Below are 24,051 nucleotides of genomic sequence, written 5' to 3' on the forward strand. Positions count from 1 at the left end.
AGAAGTTGAAGCCTGTGTAACTTCTTGACGCTCGGTCACATAGGAATGACACTGCCCTACGGATGCAGAAGTCCTGTGTCCGTGGACTGAGAGCGCTTTCAAAACGTCGATTCAAAGGTCAGGTTGTCGGCAGCGCTCTCCCCGTGTCGACTCGGTGTTCAGTTCACGAACCCGGGTGAAAGGACCCTCATGCGCAGAACCGCCCTTCCGCGCCCTTCGCAGCCCCAGCCGCGCAGACGCATCACCGCACTGTTCACCGCCGTCGCCCTCACGCTGGTTGCCCTACTCGGCCTCGTCACCTCGGCCGGGACCGCCGCCGCTGCCTCCGACTACACCCAGAGCGCCACGCAGCTGAGTGCGACGCAGGCGCAGTTCTCGTTCACTCCGACGACGCCGGCGGCGTTCGTGGATGTCCATTACCTGGTCAACGGTTCCGGCCAGCAGAACGTCCGGATGACCAACACGGGCGGTACGTGGACGCAGACCGTGAGTTCACTCACGAGCGGCACGGTGCTGGAGTACTGGTTCACCTATGAGAAGAACGGCCCGCAGTTCGATACGCCGCACTTCACCTATACGCAGGGCGGGGGCGGGGGTGGTGGCACCGTTCTCACTCCGACGTTCACTCCGGCGGGCGGGACGTATCCGGCCGCCCAGTCGGTGACCATCGCCGATGCGACCCCCGGGGCGAGCATCCGTTACACCCTCGACGGTTCGACACCCACCGCAACGTCGACCCTGTACGCCGGCCCGATCACGATCGCCGCGACGACCACGGTCAACGCCGTTGCTCTCGCGTCCGGCCTGACGAACTCCGCAACGGCCAGCGCGACCTACACCATCGGCGCCTCCTCGCCTGACTACACCCAGAGCGCCACGCAGCTCAGTGCGACGCAGGCTCAGTTCTCGTTCACCCCGACCACGCCGGCGGCGTTCGTGGATGTCCACTACCTGGTCAACGGTTCCGGCCAGCAGAACGTCCGGATGACCAACACCGGCGGTACGTGGACGCAGACCGTGAGTTCACTCACGAGCGGCACGGTGCTGGAGTACTGGTTCACCTATGAGAAGAACGGCCCGCAGTTCGATACGCCGCACTTCACCTATACGCAGGGCGGGGGCGGGGGTGGTGGCACGGTCCTCACTCCGACGTTCACTCCGGCGGGCGGGACGTATCCGGCCGCCCAGTCGGTGACGATCGCCGATGCGACCCCCGGGGCGAGCATCCGTTACACCCTCGACGGTTCGACACCCACCGCAACGTCGACCCTGTACACCGGCCCGATCACGATCGCCGCGACGACCACGGTCAACGCCGTTGCTCTCGCGTCCGGCCTGACGAACTCCGCAACGGCCAGCGCGACTTACACCATCGGTACCTCCTCGGTGTGTCCGGTCCAGTCCGACACTCCGAACTTTGGCCCGAACGTGCACATCTTCGACCCGAGCATGTCCAGCGCCACCATCCAGGCGCAACTGGACGCCCAGTTCGCCCAGATGAAGGACACCGTCACCGCGCAGTTCTCCGAGAACCGTGTGGCGGACCTCTACAAGCCGGGCGTGTACAACGTGCAGGACAACGTCGGCTACTACACCTCGGTCGCCGGACTGGGTCAGAACCCGGACGATGTGACCATCAACGGTGACGTGACCGTCGATGCCTTCAACCCCGAGGACCAGGGCCAGGCGTTGCAGAACTTCTGGCGTTCCGCGGAGAACATGGCCATCAATCCGTCCAGCGGGTCCGACCGTTGGGCTGTGGCGCAGGCTGCCCCGTTCCGCCGGATCGATGTGCACGGTGGCCTGCAGCTCTACCCGGCCAGCTTCGGCTACGCGAGCGGCGGTTACGTCGCCGACACCAAGGTCTCCGGACAGGCGTCGTCCGTTTCGCAGCAGCAGTGGTACACCCGGGACAGCAGCCTGGGCAGCTGGGCCGGCGGCGTGTGGAACATGGTCTTCTCGGGCACCACAGGAGCACCGGCGAACACCTTCCCCAGCCCGCCGGAGACCACCCTGGCGACCACCCCGGTCTCGCGCGACGTGCCGTACCTGTACGTCGACGGCACCGGCAAGTACCGGGTGTTCCTGCCCTCGCTCCGCACCAACGCCTCCGGACCGAGCTGGGCCAACGGCAGCACCCCGGGCACGTCACTCCCGATGAGCCAGTTCTACGTCGTGAAGGCGGGCGATACCGCCGCGACCATCAACACCGCGCTGTCCCAGGGGTGCAATCTCTTCGTCACCCCGGGCGTCTACCACCTCAACCAGACCCTCAACGTCACCAGGCCCAACACGGTCGTGCTCGGTATCGGCTATCCGACCTTCGTCCCGGACAACGGGGTCAACGCGATGCAGGTCGCCGACGTCGACGGCGTCCGACTCAAGGGCCTGCTGTTCGACGCGGGTACGGCCAACTCGCAGGCGCTGCTGACAGTTGGCCCGTCCGGGTCGAGCGCCGGCCACGCGGCAAACCCCACCACGGTGCAGGACGTGTTCTTCCGGATCGGTGGCGAGATCGCGGGAAAGGCGACCACGAGCCTCGTCGTCAACAGCAACGACGCCGTCATCGACCACATCTGGGCCTGGCGTGCTGACCACGGCAACGCAGGCACGGTCGGCTGGACGACCAACACCGCGGACAACGGCCTGATCGTCAACGGGAACAACGTCGAGGCGACCGGCCTGTTCGTCGAGCACTACCAGAAGTACCAGGTCACCTGGAACGGCCAGAACGGCAAGACGATCTTTTTCCAGAACGAGATGCCGTACGACGTTCCGAACCAGGCAGCCTGGATGAGCCCGACCGGGGTGAACGGATACGCCGCCTACAAGGTGGGCGCCAACGTCACCACGCACGAGGCCTGGGGGTTGGGCAGTTACTGCTACTTCAACATCAACCCGTCCGTGAACGCGTACCACGCGTTCGAGGTGCCCAACACCCCGGGCGTGAAGTTCCACGACGTACTCACCGTCTCGCTCGGCAACGTCGGCACCATCACCCATGTCATCAACGACACGGGTGCGCTCACACCGCCCAACACCGTCCCGAGCAACGTGGTCAGTTATCCGTGACCTAGAGCCCGGGGCCTGAGCGGTTCCGACAGTGCTGGCCGGCCCGATCACCTCGGGCCGGCCAGCGCGTCGCCTGCCCGGGTTCAGCCTCCAGCCGCCTCGTACGCGCGTCCCGCTTCCGTGGCCACCGGGCCGCTCCGGAACAAGCCGGTGCTGGGTGCGGTGTCGGAAGCGGGGAGGGCGAACCAGGCGTATCGCTGGAGGTAGGGCAGTTGGGACAGCATCCGGGTGGAGGCGGTGACGAACGCGGCCTGCTGCGGTCCGGTGGGGAAGCGGGTTCCGTGGGAGAAGTCGATCAAGGCGTACTCGGTGAGCCAGATCGGCAGGTGGTAGCGGTCGTGGACGGCCTGGACATAGCTGCGCAACTGGTTCACCGCGTCCGTCGTGACGAAGTCGCCGCCGTACCAGTGCAGCGCGATGAAGTCGACCCGGTAGCCCTTCGCCCTGGCGCCGCTGATGAAGCGGTCCAGCCATCCGCCGGGCGTGTCTCCGCCGTAGGCGACTGCGGGACTCCCGAGGGTAGCCCCGGTTGCCTGCAACTTCGGCCAGAGTTGCAGCGCCTGATCGACCGTCATATTCGACTGCGCGGCCATGTCCGGCTCGTTGAACCCGAGCAGGTATGGCCCGGCGCTCCTGGCCTGCGCCAGGGCCGTGGGGGTCACCGAGTTGGATCCCCAGATCATCGGGACGAAGCCGACGTTCGCCGGGCCGCTGATGCCCGAGTGCGTGGTGGTCCAGGTGTAGTACCAGCTCGCCCCCGACTGTTCGAGTGCGGCGTTGACGCCGGGGAAGCTCCAGGCGCTGACGCCCTTCCTGGACGATGAGGCCGGCATGACCGGCGCCTTCGCCGCGGACGGTGTCGCGCTGGGGTGCGCGGTCGTGGCCTTGCCACGGGGCTGGGCGCTCGCGGACGTGGCGGTGGATACCGTCGGCGAAGCGGACGGCAGCGCCACCACCGCCGGTCGACCGGCCACGTTCGGCTGGGGCTTCGCCGGACTCCCCCCGAGGCCGGACAACAGCACCGCCCCGGTCGCGACCGAGGCGACGGTTCCAGCCACGGCGGACACCGGGAGCAGCCTGCCGTGCAGTGCGGCGCGTACGCCGCGAGCTGGGCGTATGCCGGGGCCCCGATGCTGTGCCCGCAGGTTCACGCCGATCCGGGTGATCCCGGAACCGGCGAGCTGATGCGCCGCCACCATGCACGAGGGCGGAGGCACCAGCAGCGGCAGCCCGCCGAGCAGTTGATCCATGGGGTAGAGCGCGCCACCGCGTTCCCCGCACACGTCGCAGTCGCGCAGGTGCCGGGCCAGCCGCTTGCGCCACAGCGGGCTCGGCGCGCCGTCCCAGCCGCGCGTGAGCTCGCCGAGCTCCGCGCACGTCCGCTCGATCCGCAGCGCATGGACGATGGCGCGCGCCGTCTCCAACTGCTCCTTCATCCGTTGCACCCGGACGGCGGCATGGCGGCCGGACAGGCCGAGCGCCTGAGCCAGTTCCGCCCGCTGCAGTTCCCCGCTCTCCTCCAGCCACCACAGCGCCAGCAATGAGCGGTCGCCCTCGTCCAGCCAGCGGGTGGCCTCGGCGAGTTCCCGGCGCTGGTCGGTCAGGCCGAGCCGGAGGATGGTGAGCGCGGCGAAGTCGGAGGCGGGGTCGGGTATCTGCTCGGCCGTGTCCAGGTCGGCGCGGTGCGTGCGGGAACTGTGCTGCTCGCGCTCGCGGTCGTGGACCTGGCGGATCGCGATGGCGACCATCCATGACCGGAACGACTCGGGCTGCCGCAGGTCGCCCAGCCCACGGACGACTCTGAGCAGCGTCTCCTGGACCACGTCGTCCACGTCGGGGTGCCCGTTGAGGGCGCGTCCGACGATGTTGTAGACCAGCGGCAGAGAGGCTGCCACCAGGGCCTCCAGTGCCTGGGCGTCGCCGGCCCTGGCCGCGAGCACCGTCCTGGCGCTCGCTCCGCCGACCGAGCCTCTGGCCGCAGTACCCCGACCGGTTGCGCGCATCTCGCCCTGGTTCCTTTCGCTTGCCGTGCTACTCGCCGTTCAGGAGACGGAACGGCAGGCACCGGACAACGGAAATCGCCGCTCGGATTTCCGTTGTCGGCCCGGCGCCGCCTCGTCTCCTGAACGGCGGGGATCGGATCGGCGCACATGCGTCGAAGGCATACAGAGGTGCTCATGGCGCGTGGCGGTAGAAGGCGCAGTCCCGGATGGGTGCGGCAGTGGCTGGCGGTGACCCTGGCGGCCGTCGTGGTGGCGGTGCTGTCCATCGTGCTGTACTCCCCCTCCGGGCGTCAGGGCTCCACGGTGGCGGCCGAGGGAGCGACCACCGGCGTGTCGGCTCCGGTCGGTTCGGGGACCGGTGCGACGACCGCGTCCGGCGTCCCGAGCACGCGGAGCAGCGCGAGCACGAGTGCGCGTGCGAGTGCGACGGCTTCGGCGCGCGCCAACGGTACCGCGGCCGCCTCGTCCGTACGTCCTGTCCCCCCTGCGGGCGTTCCGCCGGTGGCCGCCCCGGGACACCGGACGGTGACCTTCGTGAACGCCCTGCAGCAGACGGTCTGGGTCGGGTCAGGGCAGCAGACGGCGAAGCCCGCGCTGACCACCACCGGCTGGGTGCTGAAGCCGGGGCAGGTGCTCTCAATCAGTGTTCCGGACCACTGGAACGGCCGGTTCTGGGGGCGCACCGGGTGCAGCTTCGACGCCTCCGGTAGCGGGCACTGCCAGACCGGCGACTGCGGCGGGAGGTTCCAGTGTCCCGGCTACGGCACGATTCCGGCCACGCTCGCCGAGTTCAACCTCAACGCCTGGAGTGGTCTGGACTTCTACGACGTCTCGATGGTGGACGGTTCCAACCTCCCCATGTGGATCAACCTGGTCGGCGGCGCCTCCAAGGACAAGATCAGCGCCAGTGGTTGCTCGGCCGCCGGCTGCACCCGCCCGGTGGTGTGCCCGGCCGCGCTGCAGATCCACGCGGGCGGGGCGGTCGTCGGCTGCGAGTCGCCGTGCGGGGTGTTCGGTACGGACCAGTACTGCTGCCGGGGTCAGTGGTCGGCGCGCACGGCCTGCGACCCGACGAAGTGGCCGATCAGGTACGCCGCGGTGTTCAAGACCGCCGAGCCGTTCGCCTACTCCTACTGTGACGACGACGCCACCAGTACCTTCACCTCCACGGGCGAGGCCGGATACCGGATCACCTTCGGCCTGTCGCCCTGACCGGGAATCCGGCGATCAGTTGCGGGGATCGGGGATCTCGAGGTCGACCAGAGGGGCGTACTGCTGCCCGCCGTAGCTGTCGGAGTCGTGGATGTCGCCCTGGCGGACCGGGCGGGGCAGGGAGACCTTGACGGCCTGGGCGCGGTCGTGGTGGACCACGAGCACCTGCTCCGGGTCGGCGCCGTACAGGTCGGCGAAGAGTTGCCGGGTGAGCAGTCCGGAGCTGCGCAGGTGGTCGTAGCTGGCCTGGTCGCGGCACATGAGGTCAAAGGTGAGGACGAAAGGGCCGGCGTTCTTGGACCGGATCAGGGAGCACAGGTCGAGCAGGGTGGTCACGGCTTCACCTCTTCGTGGACGGTGCGGAACATCTCGTAGGGCGTGCTGGGTACCACGACGTGGTTCAGTGTGAACTGGTACACCGGCCCGCGGTCGGTCTCGGGCGGTGAGAAGGGGAAGGCGACGGTGCTGGCCAGGCCCTCGTACTGGGGGATGGGCAGGTGGGAGCTGGAGTGTGCGACGAATGTCGCGACGGCGTGGGCGACGGCCTGGGTGGGGGCGGTGATCGTGATCAGGACGCCGAGTTCGTGCGCGGGCTGTTCGCGGTCGCGATCGAGTGGGCCGAGGACGGCGTCCTGGCCGTAGAGGCGGTAGTCGATGTCGATGTCGTCGGGGTTGACGCGGCCGTCGAAGACGTCGCTGATCTTCGCGCGGAAGTAGGACTGGGCCATCGGCAGGAGCGCGGGCAGTTGTTCGATGACGACGCGGTCGCGGATGCCGCCCACGGCGATGGTCTGGTAACCGACCAGGCGCGAGCCCTCCAGCTTGATGGTGTAGGTGTCGCTGGGACGGTACTTCGCCCCGGTGACCCGTACCCGCCGCTCGTCCAGGGCGGTGTAGTCGGCGTCGGTGGTGTCCAGGACGCCCGAGGGTTCGGTGATCAGGTAGGGGTTGGCGTTCTCGTACAGGGTGTGGGCGGCCACCGAGTGCGGGGTGAGCCGGGAGTTCGGGTCCAGGGGTTCGACGTCGAAGTGGTCGTCCCGCAGGTGGACGAACAGCCCGTCGGCGCTGGGCGGGATCGCGCACGCCGCGCCGCACTCGACGGTCTTGGCCATGTGCCAGGTCAGTCCGGGGTCGGCGCCCAGCGCGTTGGGCAGGGCCGCGAACAGCGCGGTGTCACTGGCCCGGCCCGCCAGGACCACGTCCGCGCCCTCGCGCAGCGCCTGCTGGATCGGTTCGACGCCCATCATGCCCACCACATGACTGTCCGTCAGGGTGTCGCGGTCGATCGACGGCGCGGGGTCCAGGGGACGGATGCGGCCCTGCTCGTAGCGCTTGGTGAGGTAGGCGGGGTCCTGGTCGGCGTAGATGAGGGCGAGCTTGAAGGACAGGCCCTCCTCGGCGGCGATCTCTCGGGCTATGCCGGCGACGAGGTCGACTCCCGCGTCGCGTCCGCTGGTGCCGCAGGATCCGATGATCAGCGGCACTCCCAGCCTGTCCCTGGCCCTCAGCAGCAGCCGCAGGTCACGGCCGACGGCCTCGCGGGACAGCTTGGGCTGCCCGCTGCCCAGGTAGTACGGTCCGCTGTCGGTGGAGCCCGCGTCGCAGGCGATGACGTGCGGGAGCAGGGCGACTCCGCGCTCCAGCGACTCGGCGCGGAAGCCTGCGCCGAGGGCGCCGGTGGGCGCCAGGATCCTGATCTCCATGGTGTGAATCACTCTCCGTTGCAGGAATGTCGATCTTTTAGCTATTTGCTATAGCAGGTGCATCAGAGGACGGACGGCTTGACTCTCGGGCGAGGCGGGCGCCCTGGCTCAGGCGTCCCAGCCGGCGAGGTCCCCTGCAGCCGAGGCCGCGTGGGTCCGGGCGAGCTGTTCGGCGAGGTCGCCATCGCGAGCGCGCAGGGCGGCGAGGATCTCGTGATGCTGCCCATAGCGCTGGATCTGGCCTGGGGAGCCGGCGTTGAGCTGAGCGGAGGCGACCTTCAGCCGTTCGGAGCGGCTGAAGGCCCGGACCTGGTCCAGTGTGCGGGTCAGCTGCGCGTTGTCGGCTGCCAGCTCCACCTGGTCGTGGAAGTCGCGGACCGCGTTGAAAATGCGCTCCACCTGGTCGGGGCTGAGCTCCCGGCCGGCGTCGCGGTCGGCCCGCAGCGCCTCGCCCGCCGCGTCGGCGGAGTCCAGCAGGCGCTGCATGCGGTCGAGCTGCTCCGGTGTGGCCTTGTCGGCGGCGAAGCGCGCGGCGACGCCTTCCAGGGCGGCCTCGATCGCACTGCTCTCGATGCGGGCCTGCGGCGAGACGGTGACCACGCGCAGGGAGCGCGGTCCGGTGCGCTCGACCAGTTGCTCCTGCTCCAGTCGGCGCAGGGCCTCGCGGACAGGGGTAGGGCTGACGCCCAGGCTCGCTGCCAGGCCGCGTTCGGTGATCTTGTCACCCCAGGGCAGGTCGCCGCGCACGATCGCAGCTCTCAGTGCCCGGTATGCCTGGTCGGCCAGCGACTGGGAGCTGAGTTCCGGGAGATTCATGGCCTTATTTGATGTCTGCTACAGCAAGCTGTCAAATGGCCCGGGCGGCGGCGGGCGACTCTGATTGCTCGGGCTCGGCGGGCGCGGGGCGGGAAGGCGCGGGGTCGTCGGTGACGACGGTGGCGGCGTCGGCGTCGAGGTCGACCTGGACCGTGCCGACGCCGACGTGGCGGGTACTGAGGGCCTGCAGGACATGGGGTCCCATCTGGAGCGTGTAGAGGAAGTGGTCACCGAGGAACGTCGTGTGGGTGACCTGGGCGTGGCGCCCGGAGCCACCGCCGCCGGGCGGCGGCTCGCTGATGGTGAGCGCCTCGGGGCGGACGGCCACGGTCACGGCTCCGGGCGGCGGCGCGGTGTCGGCGTGGAACGGGACGCCGCCGGGAAGCCCGGGTGCTTCCAGGAGATAGGTGCCGTCGCCGATGCGGCGGGCGGTGCCGGTCAGGAAGTTGCAGCGACCCAGGAACTCGGCGACGAACCGGCTGCCGGGGCGGCGGTAGACGTCCTGGGGGCTGCCTGCGCGCACGATGCGGCCATGGTTCATGACCAGGATCTGGTCGCTCATGGCCAGGGCCTCGGTCTGGTCGTGGGTGACGAACACGGTGGTGATGCCCAGGTCGCGCTGCAGGTCCCCGAGCCATTCGCGGGCGCGCTCCCGGAGTTTGGCGTCCAGATTGGAGAACGGTTCGTCCAGCAGGAGCGCGCTGGGGCCGTGGGCCAGTGCCCGGGCCAGGGCGACGCGCTGCTGCTGTCCGCCTGAGAGCTCGTGGGGGTGGGCTTGGGCGCGGTGGCCGAGCTCGACCAGTTCCAGGACCTCGCCGACCCGCCTGGTGATCTCGGCCCGGGGGTTCCGGCGGATTTTGAGCGGGAAGGCGACGTTCTCGGCGACAGTCAGATGCGGCCACAGCGCGTAGGACTGGAAGACCACGCCCAGTTCCCGGCGCTCGGCCGGGACGTTGCGGCGGGCGTCGGCGTCGAACAGCAGGCGGTCGCCGTGGCTGATGGTGCCGGCCCGTGGGGTGTGGAACCCGGCGATCGACATCAAGGTGGTCGTCTTGCCGCAGCCGGACGGGCCGAGCAGGGTGACGAACTGCATGTCGGGGACGGTGAAGCTGACCTGGTCGAGGACGCGGGTGGTTCCGAAGGTCTGGGTCAGCCGGTGTACGGAGATCTCAGGCATGGCGGCCTCTCTTGCTGATGGTGCCCGTCTTGCGCAGCGTCCAGCCGAGGCCGACTGCGAGGGCGGCGGCGACCAGGAGGACTTGGATCAGGGCCAGGGCGGCGACCGGGCCCGGCAGCCCCTTGGACCAGGTCTGCAGCATGGTGGTGCCGAGCAGTTCGGTGCCGGGCTTGGTCAGGAACACCACAGGGTCGTAGTCGCTGACCAGGGTGACGAACATCAGCACGACGGCGCTGAGGATCGCCGGGCGGAGCAGGGGCAGGGTGATGCGGCGGGTGGTGGCCCACCAGCCGGCGCCCGAGGTGGCCGCGGCCTTGGCCAGCTCGGGGCTGATCCGGGCGAGGGCGGGGGCGATGATGATGTAGGACAGGGTCATGTTGCGCACGCTCAGGGCCAGCAGCTCGCCCCACAGGCTGTTGCGCAGCATGGCGCCGGGCCAGTCGACGATCAGGAACAGCCAGAAGAAGCCGACGCCGAACACGATGCCGGGGGTGGCGCGGGGGTAGACGAGCAGGGCGGGCAGGGTGCGGCGCAGCCGGAACCCCGAGCGGCCGGCGATGACGGTGGCCACAGCGACCAGGGCGACGGTGGCCAGGCTGCCGACGGTGGCGACGATGAGGCTGTCGGTGATCGCGCGGTGCAGGGTCGGATCGTCCCAGACCTGTCGCCAGTTGCTCGCGGTCCACAGGTGCCAGGGCGCGACCAGCGTGGTCAGGTCGGTGACCGAGGACATCAGGGCGAGGCCGAGCAGCGGGACGACGCAGGTGACGGCCACGAACCCGGCCACGGCCGCCGCTGCGGGGCGGCGCAAGCGGCCCAGCTCCAGCAGCCGTGCGGGCGGAGTGGCCCGGGTACCGGCGGTGTAGCGGGTGGAGTGGCGCAGCAGCCAGCTGCGCACGATCAGCAGGGTCGAGGCGACGACCAGCAGCAGGATCGCCCCGGCGGAGACGATCGGCGGGTCGGGGACAGTGCTGTTGGACCAGGTGTCGTACAGGTAGCTGGCGATGAAGCTGATGTTCGCCGGTCGTCCCAGGAACAGCGGGATGCCCAGGACCTCCAGGCACAGGGTGAAGATGAGCATGCCGCTGTCGAGCAGGGCGGTGCGCGGCATCGGCACGGTGACGGTGCGCAGGACCCGCAGCGTGCCGCCGCCGGAGGCGCGGACGGCGTCCTCCAGGGTTCCGTCCCCGCCTTCCAGGACGGCTTTGCAGGTCAGGTAGGCGATGGGGAGGGTGACGACGGCACCGAGTACGGACATGCCGGGCAGCGAGGTGAGGTTCCAGGCGGGCAGGTGCAGGTTCTTGTGCCAGAGCTGGGTCAGGTAGCCGGCCGGTCCGTACAGCGACTCCCAGCCGACGATCAGCCCGAGCGGCGGGATCAGCAGCGGGGCGAGCAGGGCCGGGCCGAGCCAGCGTTTGCCGGGCAGGTCGGTGCGGGTGACCAGGACGGCGAAGGTGGCACCGAGCAGCAGCGCCAGCGCGGTGGCGGTGAGCGCGAAGACGCCGGTGTTCAGGGCGGCCTGACGGAACGCCGGATCGGTGAACAGTTGCCGGTAGGCGTCGACGCTGAACACGCCTCCCGGCAGGTAGTAGGGCTTGGACAGCAGCGAGGTGACGACCAGTGGGACGAGCGGGGCCAGGGTCAGCACGGCGACCGCGGCCCAGATCAGGTACTGGCCGGGACTCGTGGGCGTGTGGCGGCGGCGTCGGCCGCGCGGGGCGGCCGGGGCGACCGGGGTGACCGGGGAGGGGGCGAGAGTGTGCGGAGTCATGGCGCTCAGCGGCCCAGGGCCTTGTTCCAGCGGTCGGTGATGGCCTTCTGCTGGTCGACCACGTCCTGGGTGACCGGGACGAGGTACATGGTGCCGGCGGGGACGTGCTTGGCCAGGTCGGTGAGGTCGGCGGTACAGCCGGACGCGGACTGGAAGTTGTTCATGGACGCCTCCATCCCGACCGCGCACATGACCTGCTGGCCTGCGGCGCTGTAGACGTAGTCGAGGAACAGCTGGGCCGAGTTCGGGGAGGCGGCGCCTGCGGTCTGGGCGATCAGGCGCGGCGTCAGCGGGGTTGCGTCGCTCATGTAGCCGTAGGCGGCCAGGCCCTTGTACTGGGGGATGACGGCCTGGGCCAGGCCGCTGGACAGCCAGCCGACCGAAGCGCCGCCCCCGACCAGGTGGTTCAGGCCGTCGAGGCCCTCGTCGAAGGTCTTGGTGCGCGGCCCGACCGCGTCCAGGTACGAGTAGGTCTTGTCGGGGCCGAGGACGTGGACCAGACCGTAGACGGCGTTGTAGCCCAGCGGGTTGGCGGGGGAGTAGCTGACCAGCGGGTACTTGGCCGGATCGGCCTTGGCGTCGGCGGCGAGCTGGGCGTAGCTGGTGGGGATCTGGGAGCCGGACAGCAGCTTGGGGTTCCAGGTCGTCAGCACCGGGTCGGGCGACATCACGTACATGCCGTGGCCCTGGTTGATGTAGGACGGGAAGTCCGAGAGGCCCTGCGGGGTGACGTTGGCGATCAGGCCGCTGTTCTCGGCCTGCACAGCCTGCGGGATGGCGTCGGAGATCAGCAGGTCGGCGGTGTGGGCGCTTTGGGCGTGCTCGGACTCGAACTTGGTGAACACCTGATTGTCCGACAGCTGGGAGTACTGGGGTTTGATCCACGGGTACGCCTTGCTGAAGGTGTCCAGCAGCGGCTTGATCACGGCGGTCGGCGCGTTGCCGTACATGATCAGCCCGGACTCGCTGTGCGACTTGGTGACCAGGTCGGCGACGGCCGCAGGGGTGGCGGGGGTGGCGGGGGCGGCGGACGTGGCGGTCGGCGCCGGGGTGGAGCTCGTCGAGCAGCCGGCCACTGCGGTGCCCACGGCGAGGGCGGTGACCGCCAGGGCGACGGTGGAGCGGGAACGGCGGGTGAACATGGCGGACCTCTTCCTGGGAAGACTATTTGCTATAGCAGACGTGATGACAATGAAGTTCTTGCTGTGACTTGCCAGTAGGTATTTGCTATGGCACATGAGAGCACCGGCTCTTCCGGGGTGTCAAGGGTCCCGAAACCCTCCCGTCACCTCTCACCAACCTGCCCGAAACGCAGGTGCCGCGCGAGGGCGGACGGTTAAGCGAATCGAAAGGTGGGTCCGCCTAGCGTCGGCAGCGTTGCTGGTCCTGTCCTGTGGACCGGCCCGTTCGAGGAGGTGGATTTCGTGGAACGCTTCGCCGCGTTCGTCATGCGGCATCGCGTGTGGGTGGCCCTTGCCTGGGTCGCCCTCACCGTTGTCGGAGTGCTGATGGCGCCACATGTGGCCGGCCGCCTCAAGAGCGGTACCACCGTCAACACGGCCAGCTATCACGCCAACGTCGCACTGCAGAAGGAGTACGGCGGCGCGGGCGCCAACCCCAGCGTGCTGGTGGTCGACCTGCCCCACGGCAGTACGGCCGACAGCCCCTCGGTGAAGGCTGGCCTCGCCGCCGCCGACCAGGTCGCCGCAGCCACCCACGGGGTGCGCGACCTGTCCTACGCCAACACCGGCGACCGCGCCCTGGTCGGCACCGGCGGGACCTCCACCCTGGTGATGGTCTACCCGCCCCAGCAAGGCACCGCGGTGGCCCCGCCGGTGATGGACGCGATGAGCACCGCGATCACCCACGCGGTTCCCGGAACCACCGTGCACCAGACCGGTATCGAGCAGCTCAGCGCTGGAGGCACCAGCGGCGGCTCCAGCGTGCTGACCGAGATGCTGGTCGGCGTCGGCCTCGCGCTGCTCGTACTGGCATGGGTGTTCGGCTCCGCGCTCGCCCTGCTGCCGCTGCTGTCCGCCATCGTCTCCGTGCTGACCATGCAGCTGGCCATCTGGGGCCTGACCTACGCCAGCAACATCGCCATCAACCCCTCGGTGCAGTTCATCGTCGCCCTGCTCGGCCTGGGTCTGTCGGTCGACTACTCACTGCTGCTGGTCAACCGCTGGCGCGAGGAACGCGACCAAGGCGCAGACAACAGGCAGGCGGTGCTGCGCGCCGTGCACCGCGCCGGGCACTCGGTGGCGTTCAGCGCCCTCATCGCCTCCCTGGGCCTGTTCGCGCTGATGGTGGTACCCGTCTCCTTCCTCCAGGGTGTCGGGCTGTCCGGCCTGTTCATCCCCTCCATCGCGGCACTGGTGGCGCTCACCACCATCCCGCTGCTGCTCTCCACGGTCGGGCCGCGGCTGGACAAGATCCGGCTGCGCCGCCGCAGGTCCACCGGGCCCGGAACGATGTGGACCCGCATCGCGCGCACCATCGTGGCGCGGCCCAAGACAGCCGCCCTGCTCGGCGCAACGATCCTGGGCACCCTGTGCGCCTTCGGACTCACCATCAACATCGCGGCCCCCGCCTCCACATCGCTGGCAGCCAGCGGCCCCGCCCAACAGGGTCTGGTGGCCATGCAGCACGACGGTTTCCCCACCGGCATGCTGACCTCGGTGCCGATCGAGCTCCCGGCGGGAACCGACCCGTCGGCCACGGCGGCGACCCTGCGCGCTCTGCCGGACATGCACGGGGTCCTGGTCGCGGACACCCCGGCCTGGCACCACGCCGGCAGCTCGGTGATCATGGGGCTGCCCAAGGCTGAGATCGGCACCGCCCACGCCGGAACCGCCCTGGCCGACCTGCGTGCCGCGGCCCCGCACAACGCCATGATCGGCGGCAACCAGGTCCAGTCCAGCGACGTCGCCCACATCATGTCCAGCTGGTTCCCGCTCCTGCTGGGCGTGGTCGCCCTGCTGACCTTCGTGCTGCTGGCCCGGGGCATGCGCTCGCTGCTGCTGCCGGCCAAGGCCGTCGCGCTCAACCTGCTGTCGGTCGGCGCCGCCTACGGTGTGCTGGTGCTCATCTGGCAGCTCGGCTGGGGCTCGCAGGCAATCTGGGGCATTCCCGCCACCGGGTCGATCAGTCCGTTCGTGCCGATGCTGCTGTTCGGGTTCCTCTTCGGGGTCTCCATGGACTACGAGGTGTTCATCCTGGCCCGGGTCCGTGAGGCCTTCGACCGGACCGGGCGCACCAACGACGCCGTGGTCGAAGGCATCTCCCGCACCGGACGGCTGGTCACCAGCGCAGCCCTGATCCTCTTCCTGGCGCTGGTGTCGCTGTCCTCCTCCCCGGACGTGACGATCAAGATGATGGCCACCGGCATGGCCGCAGGAGTGCTCATCGACGCCCTGGTCGTGCGCACCCTGCTGACCCCGGCGCTGGTGGTGCTGTTCGGCCGCGCCAACTGGTACCTGCCCACCTGGGCAGCCCGGCTGCTGCGGATCAAGCCGGTCGTCCTGGACCGGGGGCCGGAACCGGACGGCGAGCACACCGACGGCGAGGACGCGGAGGGCGGCCCACTGGGCGCGCCGGCCCTCCATGGCTCTGTGCATGCTTGAGCCATGCGCATCCTCCTGATCGAGGACGACGAGGCCCTCGGCGCGACCCCGATCCGGGGTCGCAGGCCGAGGGCCACGCGGACCACGTCGCGCGCCGGCCAGGACGTCGTCTCCAAGCCCCAGAGCCATCGACCGACCGGCTGTCTTTCGCCGGCACCGGCCTCATCGACCTCCGCCTGACCCAAGCCTTCGGCAACCTGACAGCCTTCGGCAACCTGACCCGGATCGGAACCGCTGCCTCGTGAGAATCCGCCGCATACCCCTGGTCATCACCCTCAGTCTGGCCGCGACCGGCGTCGTCGCCGCAGGCGTCACCGACGTCGCGGTCGGGCACACCGCCCAGCAGCGCATCGTCCAGGCCGCCACCTGCCGCCTCCATCCCACCGGACCGGTCACCGCACAACTCACCGATACCCTCGCGGGCCTGCAGGTGCTCACCGGGAAGCTCGGTACGGTCCACATCACCGCCGACGGCGTCCACCGCGGCGGCACCGACATGAACGTGAACGCCGTCCTTTACAACGTCACCACCCACGGCGCCACCGACGGCGGGACGGTCACCGCCACCATCCCCTACAACGCACTCCAGCAGCGCCTCGGCTCCGCAGCCGCCTTCATGACCGTCGGCACCGACGGAACCGGCCTCACCCTGACCGGCACGGTCGGAAACCTGGGCCTGCCGGTCACGGTCGATACCAGCATCAGCACCACCGCGAACAGTCTCACCATCACCCCGACCAGCGTGGTCCTCCTCGGCCAGGCCATTCCGGTCAGCGCCCTGTCGTCCATACCCGGGGGCTCCAGCATGGCCGGGAGCCTCAAGCCCCACACGGTCACCCTCCCCGGGCTGCCCGCCGGGGCCCGGCTGACCAGCGCCCGACCCGACAGCACCGGCCTCAGCATCCAACTCTCCATCCCGCACACGAACAGCCTGTCCAAGGCCACCGGTGCCGGATCGGCAGGCGCCGGGTGCTCCAGCGCCAAGACGTGACCCCGTGCGCATCCTCGTGATCGAAGACGACGAGTCCCTCGGCGCGTCCCTGACCTGGGGACTGCAGGCCGAGGGCCACGCCGTCCAGCTGGCCGCCGACGGGAACGAGGGCCTGTGGCAGGCCACCGAGCACGCATTCGACCTGATCATCCTCGACGTCATGCTCCCCGGCCTGGACGGCTACCAGGTCTGCACGCACCTGCGCGAGGCCGGGAACTGGACGCCGATCCTCATGCTCACCGCCATGGACGCCGACCTGGACCAGGCCGAAGGCCTGGACCTGGGCGCCGACGACTACCTCACCAAACCGTTCGCCTACCCCGTCCTGCTCGCCCGGATGCGCGCCCTGCTGCGGCGCGGCGGCCGACCGCGCCCCGCGCTGCTGCAGGCCGGCGACCTGACCCTGGATCCCGCTACCCGGGCTGTCCAGCGCGCCGGCCAGGACATCGCGCTGACGCCCGGTGAGTCCGCCGTCCTGGAATACCTGCTGCGCGCCAACGGCCGCGCCGTGTCCAAAGCCGAACTGCTGGAGCACTGCTGGGACGTCGCCTCCCAGGTCGACCCGGCTGCGGTCGAGGTCCGAGTCCACCACCTGCGCCGCAAGATCGACACGCCGTTCGCCACCGGCCTGGTCGAGACGGTCCGAGGATCGGGGTACCGCATTGACCCGCATCACGCCTAGCCGCTCGTTGCGCCTGCGGCTCACCGCGCTGGCCGCGCTAGCCGTAACCGTGACCGTCGCGCTGGCCACGGCCGTCCTGGTCGCCACGCTGGTCAGCGCTGTACGGGCGAACGTGACCACCACCTTGAACGCCTACGCGGAGTCCGTCGCCCACTCGGGCACCGACGGCAGGTGGCCCCAGCCACTGCCTGCGGCTCCCGGCGATCCGGCCATGTGGGCCCAGGTCGTCGACTCCTCCGGCACCGTGCTCGCCGCCACCGCGAACATCGCAGGCCAGCCGGCCCTGTACACGCTGCCCGCGGGCAGCACCACACCCCAACCCGCGCCGACCTCGGCGGGAGGCCGCGGGGACGAGCGGGTCATCGCTCAGCGCTACGTCTCCGGAACCACCCCGGTCGTCGTCTACGCGGGCGGTTCCACCCATCTGCTGGGGATCTTGACCAGCGACATCCAAGGGCATCTGCTGTTTGTCCTGCCCCTGGTACTCCTCGGTGCCGTCGCCATCTCCTGGCTGCTGATCGGGCGTACGCTGCGGCCGGTCGAACGGATCCGCGCCGAGGCCGCCGAGATCACCGGAAGCGGCCTGCACCGGCGCATCCCCGAGCCCGACAGCAATGACGAGATCGGCCGCCTGGCGCGCACGCTGAACACCATGCTCGACCGCCTGCAGGACTCCGCAGTGCGCCAGCGGCGTTTCGTCGCCGACGCCTCCCACGAACTGCGCACGCCGGTGACCGCCATCCGCACCTCCCTGGAAGTCGGTCTCGCCCACCCCGACCGTGCCCCCTGGCCGGAACTCGCGACCCGCGCCGTCAACGAGGCGGCGCGACTGCAGCGCCTGGTCGACGCTCTGCTGCTGCTGGCCCGCGCCGACGACGACACCCTCCTGCAGCATCGCGAACAGCTCGACCTCGGCGCCCTGGCCGAACGGGTGGCCGGTACGGCACAGACCCGCATCCCGATCGAGATCCACGCCGCCGAGGACGTGCGCGTCCTCGGCGACCCCGACCAGCTCACCCGGCTGATCCGCAACCTGCTCGACAACGCCGACCGCCACGCCGGCACTCAGGTCCGCCTCACCGTGACCATGGACGGCCCCGACGCCGCGCTGCTCCAGGTCGCCGACGACGGCCCCGGCATACCGGTCGCCGACCGCGAGAGGGTCTTCGATCGCTTCGTCCGCCTCCAGAGCGCCCGCACCCGTCACGCCGGCGAAGCCACCGGAACCGGCCTGGGCCTCTCCATCGCCCACGACATCGCCACCGCCCACGGCGGCACCATCACCATCACCGACACCGACACCGACACCGCTACCGACGACGGCAGCGCCACCGCCACCGACGACGGCAGCGCGCAACGCGGAGCGACATTCACCGTACGGCTGCCCTCCGCCAGCTCGGCATCGGATGTCGCCGGCCGGCCGTCAGCTGTGTGAGGCCGCGCCGATGCCGTGCAGCAGGCTGTCGACGAGAACATCGGCGGCCTGGGCTGCGTCGAGTCCGGGTAGGTCGTGCGAGGCCAGGTGCATGAGCTGTCGGAGCAGTGCACTTGCCCATCCGGCCGGCAGTTCGGCGCGGAGAAGGCCCTCGTCGACAGCGCGTTGCAGGAAGACGTCGACGCGCTCGATCAGGCGGCCGCGGCGCTCGCGGATGGTCTCGTCGGCGCGCATGCGCCCCAGTTCGACGGGCCATTTCCGGTTGACGGCGATGATGCCCTCGGCGTAGCGGTGCAGGGCCACCGCGACCGGGGCCTCAGCCAGCCGGGCCGCGTCGACGGCCTCCTCGACCGCGTCGAGGCGGGCCTGATAGATGGCGGCCAGCAGATCCTCGCGTGCGGCGAAGCGCCGGTACACGGTGCGGCGGTCCACGCCGGCAGCGGCGGCGATGGCGGCAATGCTCGTGCTGGGGTCCTCGGCGAGCAGGCGGGCGCCCGTGGTCAGGACGGTTTCGAGGTTGCGCGCGGCATCTGCTCTCACCGCCGCAGTCTATCCGTCCATGCGGCACATGTCCTCGTAATGTCAGCGCCACAGTGGTATTACTGCTATTAAGTGCTACGTTGATGAGACAGTTAATCCCGAACGGAGGGCGAAGAATGATCACCTACGACAAGCTCTACATCGGCGGCTCCTGGACCGCTCCGAGTAACCCCGAGCTCCGCGACATCGACTCACCGCACGACCGGTCGGTGATCGGACGGGCTGCGCAGGCTGCCCCCAGGGATGTGGACCGGGCTGTGGCCGCCGCCCGTACCGCCTTCGACGAAGGGCCCTGGCCGCACACCTCCCCGGCCGAGCGGATCGCGGTCATCCGGCGCCTCGACGCGCTTCGGGAGGAGCGGGCCGCCGAGATCGCGGCGCTGATCTCGGCGGAGAACGGCTCGGCCGGCTGGTTCACCAGGGCGGGACAGCCGGGCCTGAGTCGGCAGGCCGCCGCCTTCCTCAAGGCGGCCGAAGGCTTCGGGTGGGAGGAGACCCTGGAGGCATCCGATCCGCAGGCTCCCTTCCGCAGCGTCGTGCGGCGCGAGCCGGTCGGCGTGATCGCCGCGGTCATTCCCTGGAACTCCCCGTTCTCCGCCGCTCTGGCAAAGCTGATCCCGGCGCTGCTCGCGGGCAACGCCGTCGTGCTCAAGACCTCCCCGGAGAACTCGCTCAGCATGGGTCTGCTCGCCGAACTCCTGGACGCGCCCGGTCTGCCCCAGGGCGTGGTCAGCGTGCTGCCCGCAGACCGGGAGACCAGCGAGTACCTGGTGTCGCACCCGGACGTGGACAAGATCGCCTTCACCGGCTCGACCCGGGCCGGCCGCCGGATCGGTTCCATCGCCGGCGAACAGCTCAAGCGGGTCAGTCTGGAGCTCGGCGGCAAGTCGGCCGCCGTCATCCTGGAGGACGCCGACCTCGCCACGGTCATCCAAGGCCTGACGTACGCCTCGCTGCTCAACAACGGCGAGTCGTGCATCGCGCAGACCCGCGTTCTCGCGCCGCGCGCCCGCTATGAGGAGGTCGTCACCGCGCTCAAGGAGATGATCGAGTCGCTGAAGGTCGGCGATCCCAGCGAGGAGGACACCTTCATCGGACCGATGATCCGCCCCGACCAGCAGCAGCGGGTCCGCGACTACATCGAGCTCGGCATCAAGGAGGGCGCCCGCCTGGTCACCGGAGGTCCACAGATCCCCCCGGGACTGGAGGGAGGCAACTACGTCACGCCGACCCTGTTCGCGGACGTCGACAACTCGATGAGGATCGCCCAGGAGGAGATCTTCGGGCCGGTGCTCGTGGTCATCGCCTACGACGACGAGGACGATGCGGTGCGGATCGCCAACGACTCCGAGTACGGGCTTTCCGGGGGAGTCTGGTCGGCCGACCAGGAGCACGCCCTGGCCGTCGCCCGCCGGGTGCGGACCGGCACGGTCACCGTCAACGGCGCTCCGATCGGCTTCGACGGCCCCTTCGGCGGATTCAAAGCCAGCGGCATCGGCCGCGAATACGGCGCGGTGGGCCTGTCGCAGTACGTGGAGCACAAGACCATCACCCTCTGAGCTTGATCTTTAAGGCGGGAGACGTGTGTGCTACGGGGTCCGGCGTTCCGGTCGGGGCCAGTGAGCGCGGCGCAGGCGCCCGGCGTGGAGTGTGTCAGCGCGGTTGCCGCCCGCGGTGATGCACCAGGAGGTACGACCGCAGGTGGGGCAGGTGTGGTGCAGAGCGGCTTGCGTGCGCTGATCGTCGGTCATGTCATCGGAGGGGGCGACGTCGGGGCTGATGGGCATGGCGGCCTCGCGGGCAGGGGTGGCTCGGGGGGTGGCTGATGCTCCTATGGTTACCCGTGTTGCGCGACGTTGTCACCAATTGATGTGAACATCACTGGTAAGAGCAGAAATTGGCATGTGCCAGCGATGTGTGCGCTCGGTGCCCTGTCCGTCGCCGTTGCCTGCATCCCGGCCACGTAGTGCGCGGCTGGTTCCGGCGGACCGGATGGTTCGCTCGCGGCACGTGCCGGTGGACTGACGCATTGACAGTTGCCGTTTCAACAGGTGGCCATAACCAACGATGCCGTTCTGCGGTTGGAGGTGCATGGATAGCGAAGACGTCGCTGATGACCTGGTCTCGGCCGACGAAGTGGTGTGGGCGTGGCTGACCGGCTGCCCTGTGCGCGGTGGCACGGTCAAGGAACAGCTGTTCGCCCTCAATCGGATGTTCGAGATCGGGCTGCTCACCGTGGGCGAGTTTGTACAGGCCCAGGGACGGTTGACGGGGGAGCCGTCGCCCCCACGGCCCACCCGGCGCGCCCCGGCCGCCGGCGGTGCCTGACGCCGGAGTGCGCCAGGGCGCCGCCCCCCGAGTGCCGACCGGTCTTACGACCTGGGGAGCGATAGGCGCGGCACGCGGCGGCCGACTTCGAGGGGTCGCGGACATTCGTGGGGCCGGTTTCTGTTATGCCGACCCACGCGTTCCCGTCTTCCATGAAAAGCCGCATGCGGGCGGTGTCGGTTCGAGGGTGTGGAAGAGGTCCGGGATGCGGGTGGGTCATGCGACTTGGCGGGTGCGGGCGGTGGTCCTGGCTGTGATCGCGCTGACGATGCTGCCGACGCCGCTGCCGTCGTTCGCGGCGGCCGGAGTGGGCGGGGTGGGTGATATCACCGCTGCGGTCCGCGCCGACGCGAACGTGACGCTGACCGGGGACGCGGTGGTGAACCTTCCGGCCGGTGCCACTCTCACCTACACCGGTGTGATCAGCGGGACCGGCACACTGACCGTGAACGCACCGGCAGGCTCGGGGACCCTCATCCTGACCAGGGACAGCGACTTCACCCTGCCCCCGTCCAGTCGGCGCCAGAGCGTCACCCGACACGGCGACCCGTGGCCGTACTGGGCCGTGAGCAACCCTGACCGGCCAGCCGTGATCGTGAACACCGGAGCGACCCTGCAGTACGGGACCGGCGGCGGCACAGGCCTGATCGGCCACTTCCCCTACCCCACCCAGGGCTACCAGCTCAACCAGGACAACATCGAGGTCAACGGCACCTTGCGGCTCTCCCTGACCCGCGAGTTCAGCATCGGCACGATCACCGGGTCCGGCCTCGTGGTCCAGCCACGCAACATGTGGGGCACCCTCGACGTCTCGGACGCCCTTCCGTTCTCCGGAGTGATCTCCAACGGCACCGGCATGGCCTTCGGCAAGCAGACCTACCCCCTGTCGATGCCGGACGTGAAGGCCCTCATCAACGGCGGATCCTCGATCTTCGACACCCCGCTCAACTACACGCTCCTGGTAAGGCAGGACTTCTACGAGAGCAACTACGGCAACGACGTCGACCTGCACTCCCGGCGCGGCAGCAAGGTCGTGCTCGCCGGCGTCTACAGCTACTCCGACCAGAACACCGACACGGATCCCTCACTCAGCGACCCCTCCCTCAACCTGCGCCGGATCGCGCACGATCTGAACTTCCGTGCCGTCAACATCGAGGGAGCGAACGTCCAGTGGGGCGACGGCACGACCCACCGGTTCTTCCTGCCCGCGATTCCGGCGAACTCCTACATCAACATCCACCACAACGGCACGCTGACCTTTGACTACAACGGCCCGGTGACCCTGGGCACAGGGATCTCCGGCGGCATCTACCACGACTCCCTCAGCACACCGGCGTACGCCACCGTGGCGCTGAGCCCCACCCCGGGCAATGCCGTCACTTTTGCCACCCCGCAGAACTACCACGGCCTGACGTCGATCGGTCAGGGGGCGGCCCTGCAGCTCGGATCCGGTGTCGCAGGCGGTGACAGCAGCCTGCTGAGCGGGGCCGCCGTGGACCGGATCACCGACGACGGCGATCTCACCGTTCGCAACACCAGCGCCGCGATCGCTCTCGGGAACATCAGCGGATCCGGCTCGCTCACCCAGTCCGGCACGGCCACGACCACCCTGACCGGCACCACCGCCTACGCCGGACCCACCGTCGTCTCGGCCGGAACGCTCGCGCTGGCAGCCGGGACCCTGCAGCACAGCGCCGGCGTCGACCTGACCGGATCCGGAGCCACGCTGGACCTGCGCAGGGCGGGAAACCAAACGCTTCAGCGGCTGGCGGGCGTCGCCCGCTCCACCGTGCAGCTCGCAGGCAACACCCTGACTGTGGACGCTCGTTCGCCGGCCGTCTTCGCGGGCAGCGTGCAGGGCGGGAACCTCGCCAAGACCGGCGCCGGCACGCTGACCCTCACCGGGGCGAACGCCGGTACGGGTGCGGCCTGGCAGGTGGGAGCGGGAACCCTACAGGTCGGTGACGTGGCGTCAGCCGCGAGCGCCGAGGTGTCGGCGCCCGTCAGCGTGGCGAGTGGCGCGACCCTTCAGGGCACGGGAAGTGTCAACGGCTCGGTGGACAACGGCGGCACCGTCGCGACCAGCCCCGCCGGCGGCGCGCTGACCATCGGCGGAGACTACCGACAGCATGCGGGCGCAAGCTTCGCTGTCGCCGTCGGTACCACGGCCTACCGGCCGTTGAAGGTCACCGGCCAGGTCGCCCTCGGCGGCGCACTGGTACTCACCGCTCCACCTGGAGCCGCCCTCACGACCGGCCACCAGATCACCCTGATCGACGACACCGGCAAGCGGCCGGTCACCGGGACGTTCACCGGTCTGCCCGAGGGCGCGAGTGTCACCGCAGCAGGCAGCCAGTACCGGATCAGCTACACCGGCGGCGACGGCAATGACGTCGTCCTCAAGGTCACCAGAGCGGCGGCGGCAGCGGCCGACGGCAGCAACGCAGCTGACGGCGGGCCGATCCGCACCGCCGCCGGATCCACGTCAGGCTCGACCTTGCCCGTGCTGCTCTGGCTCGCGACCGCCGTCGCCCTGGCGACGGCGGCGCTGGCATTCGTCGCGGCCCGCCGCCGACGTCCCGGCGGCAGGCGCCGCGCCCGCGCCCGTGGCGCGGACCGACCCTGATCGACCCGGCGGGTGATCGCAGTGAGCGCGGAGCCGTCCTCGCGTCCCTTGCGGACGGCTCCGCACACCCGG

General features: G+C 69.8%; 17 protein-coding genes. 9 read left to right on the forward strand and 8 right to left on the reverse strand.

All coding sequences use genetic code 11. From position 1 onward, the window contains the following. Nucleotides 1-189: 189 nt before the first annotated feature. Nucleotides 190-3,072, forward strand: coding sequence for a chitobiase/beta-hexosaminidase C-terminal domain-containing protein (locus ABIA33_RS03485; protein ID WP_370076779.1), 2,883 nt, complete (start codon nt 190-192; stop codon nt 3,070-3,072). Between the two features lie 83 nt (nt 3,073-3,155). On the opposite strand, the gene ABIA33_RS03490 is transcribed toward ABIA33_RS03485, so the two are convergent. Further along, complete coding sequence (locus tag ABIA33_RS03490) at nt 3,156-5,075, reverse strand: sigma-70 family RNA polymerase sigma factor (protein WP_370076781.1); 1,920 nt, start codon at nt 5,073-5,075, stop codon at nt 3,156-3,158. A 210-nt stretch (nt 5,076-5,285) separates the two neighbouring features. Here ABIA33_RS03490 and ABIA33_RS03495 point away from each other — a divergent pair, with 210 nt between their 5' ends. Continuing rightward, nucleotides 5,286-6,287: a thaumatin family protein gene (locus tag ABIA33_RS03495; protein WP_370076783.1), complete on the forward strand. Its 1,002-nt coding sequence runs from the start codon at nt 5,286-5,288 to the stop codon at nt 6,285-6,287. Nucleotides 6,288-6,302: 15 nt separating this feature from the next. Here the strand turns inward: ABIA33_RS03495 and ABIA33_RS03500 are convergent, their stop codons facing one another. The 6 genes from ABIA33_RS03500 to ABIA33_RS03525 form a co-directional block, all read right to left on the reverse strand. Beyond that, nucleotides 6,303-6,623, reverse strand: coding sequence for a DUF4387 domain-containing protein (locus ABIA33_RS03500; RefSeq protein ID WP_370076785.1), 321 nt, complete (start codon nt 6,621-6,623; stop codon nt 6,303-6,305). Beyond that, entirely contained in the window at nt 6,620-7,990 is a 1,371-nt protein-coding gene (locus tag ABIA33_RS03505) for an acyclic terpene utilization AtuA family protein (RefSeq protein WP_370076787.1), read from the reverse strand. The genes ABIA33_RS03500 and ABIA33_RS03505 overlap by 4 nt, the downstream gene beginning before the upstream one ends. Before the next feature lie 108 nt (nt 7,991-8,098). Next, nucleotides 8,099-8,806 (reverse strand): GntR family transcriptional regulator, encoded by a 708-nt coding sequence (locus tag ABIA33_RS03510; protein WP_370076789.1) that lies wholly within the window; start codon nt 8,804-8,806, stop codon nt 8,099-8,101. A 31-nt stretch (nt 8,807-8,837) separates the two neighbouring features. Further along, nucleotides 8,838-9,983, reverse strand: coding sequence for an ABC transporter ATP-binding protein (locus ABIA33_RS03515; protein WP_370076791.1), 1,146 nt, complete (start codon nt 9,981-9,983; stop codon nt 8,838-8,840). Then, entirely contained in the window at nt 9,976-11,754 is a 1,779-nt protein-coding gene (locus tag ABIA33_RS03520) for an ABC transporter permease (RefSeq protein WP_370076793.1), read from the reverse strand. The genes ABIA33_RS03515 and ABIA33_RS03520 overlap by 8 nt, the downstream gene beginning before the upstream one ends. Nucleotides 11,755-11,759: 5 nt before the next feature. Next, the gene (locus ABIA33_RS03525; protein ID WP_370076795.1) at nt 11,760-12,896 is read right to left on the reverse strand and encodes an ABC transporter substrate-binding protein; all 1,137 of its coding nucleotides are present in this window, start codon (nt 12,894-12,896) and stop codon (nt 11,760-11,762) included. Between the two features lie 282 nt (nt 12,897-13,178). Between ABIA33_RS03525 and ABIA33_RS03530 the strand changes: the two genes are divergently transcribed. The 4 genes from ABIA33_RS03530 to ABIA33_RS03545 all read left to right on the forward strand — a co-directional run bounded on the left by ABIA33_RS03530 (nt 13,179) and on the right by ABIA33_RS03545 (nt 18,485). After that, nucleotides 13,179-15,377, forward strand: coding sequence for an MMPL family transporter (locus tag ABIA33_RS03530; protein WP_370076797.1), 2,199 nt, complete (start codon nt 13,179-13,181; stop codon nt 15,375-15,377). Between the two features lie 241 nt (nt 15,378-15,618). Continuing rightward, a complete protein-coding gene (locus ABIA33_RS03535) occupies nt 15,619-16,368 on the forward strand; it encodes a DUF2993 domain-containing protein (RefSeq protein WP_370076799.1) in 750 nt (249 codons plus the stop codon). A gap of 4 nt (nt 16,369-16,372) precedes the next feature. After that, entirely contained in the window at nt 16,373-17,050 is a 678-nt protein-coding gene (locus ABIA33_RS03540; RefSeq protein ID WP_370076801.1) for a response regulator transcription factor, read from the forward strand. Next, the gene (locus ABIA33_RS03545; protein ID WP_370076803.1) at nt 17,031-18,485 is read left to right on the forward strand and encodes a sensor histidine kinase; all 1,455 of its coding nucleotides are present in this window, start codon (nt 17,031-17,033) and stop codon (nt 18,483-18,485) included. The genes ABIA33_RS03540 and ABIA33_RS03545 overlap by 20 nt, the downstream gene beginning before the upstream one ends. On the opposite strand, the gene ABIA33_RS03550 is transcribed toward ABIA33_RS03545, so the two are convergent. Then, on the reverse strand, nt 18,474-19,025 hold the full coding sequence (locus ABIA33_RS03550) for a TetR/AcrR family transcriptional regulator (RefSeq protein WP_370076805.1): 552 nt from the start codon (nt 19,023-19,025) through the stop codon (nt 18,474-18,476). The two genes, ABIA33_RS03545 and ABIA33_RS03550, sit on opposite strands and share 12 nt — an antisense overlap. A gap of 116 nt (nt 19,026-19,141) precedes the next feature. Between ABIA33_RS03550 and ABIA33_RS03555 the strand changes: the two genes are divergently transcribed. The 3 genes from ABIA33_RS03555 (at nt 19,142) to ABIA33_RS03565 (ending at nt 23,979) form a co-directional block, all read left to right on the forward strand. Then, nucleotides 19,142-20,584 (forward strand): aldehyde dehydrogenase, encoded by a 1,443-nt coding sequence (locus tag ABIA33_RS03555; protein WP_370076807.1) that lies wholly within the window; start codon nt 19,142-19,144, stop codon nt 20,582-20,584. Between the two features lie 532 nt (nt 20,585-21,116). Next, nucleotides 21,117-21,353 carry a hypothetical protein gene (locus tag ABIA33_RS03560; RefSeq protein WP_370076809.1) on the forward strand — a complete coding sequence of 79 codons (237 nt, stop codon included), beginning with the start codon at nt 21,117-21,119 and terminating at the stop codon, nt 21,351-21,353. Between the two features lie 205 nt (nt 21,354-21,558). Then, a complete protein-coding gene (locus tag ABIA33_RS03565; protein ID WP_370076811.1) occupies nt 21,559-23,979 on the forward strand; it encodes an autotransporter-associated beta strand repeat-containing protein in 2,421 nt (806 codons plus the stop codon). The last annotated feature ends 72 nt before the right edge of the window (nt 23,980-24,051 follow it).

Origin of the sequence: Streptacidiphilus sp. MAP12-16 (assembly GCF_041262165.1) — a bacterium.
Lineage (GTDB): Bacteria > Actinomycetota > Actinomycetes > Streptomycetales > Streptomycetaceae > Streptacidiphilus.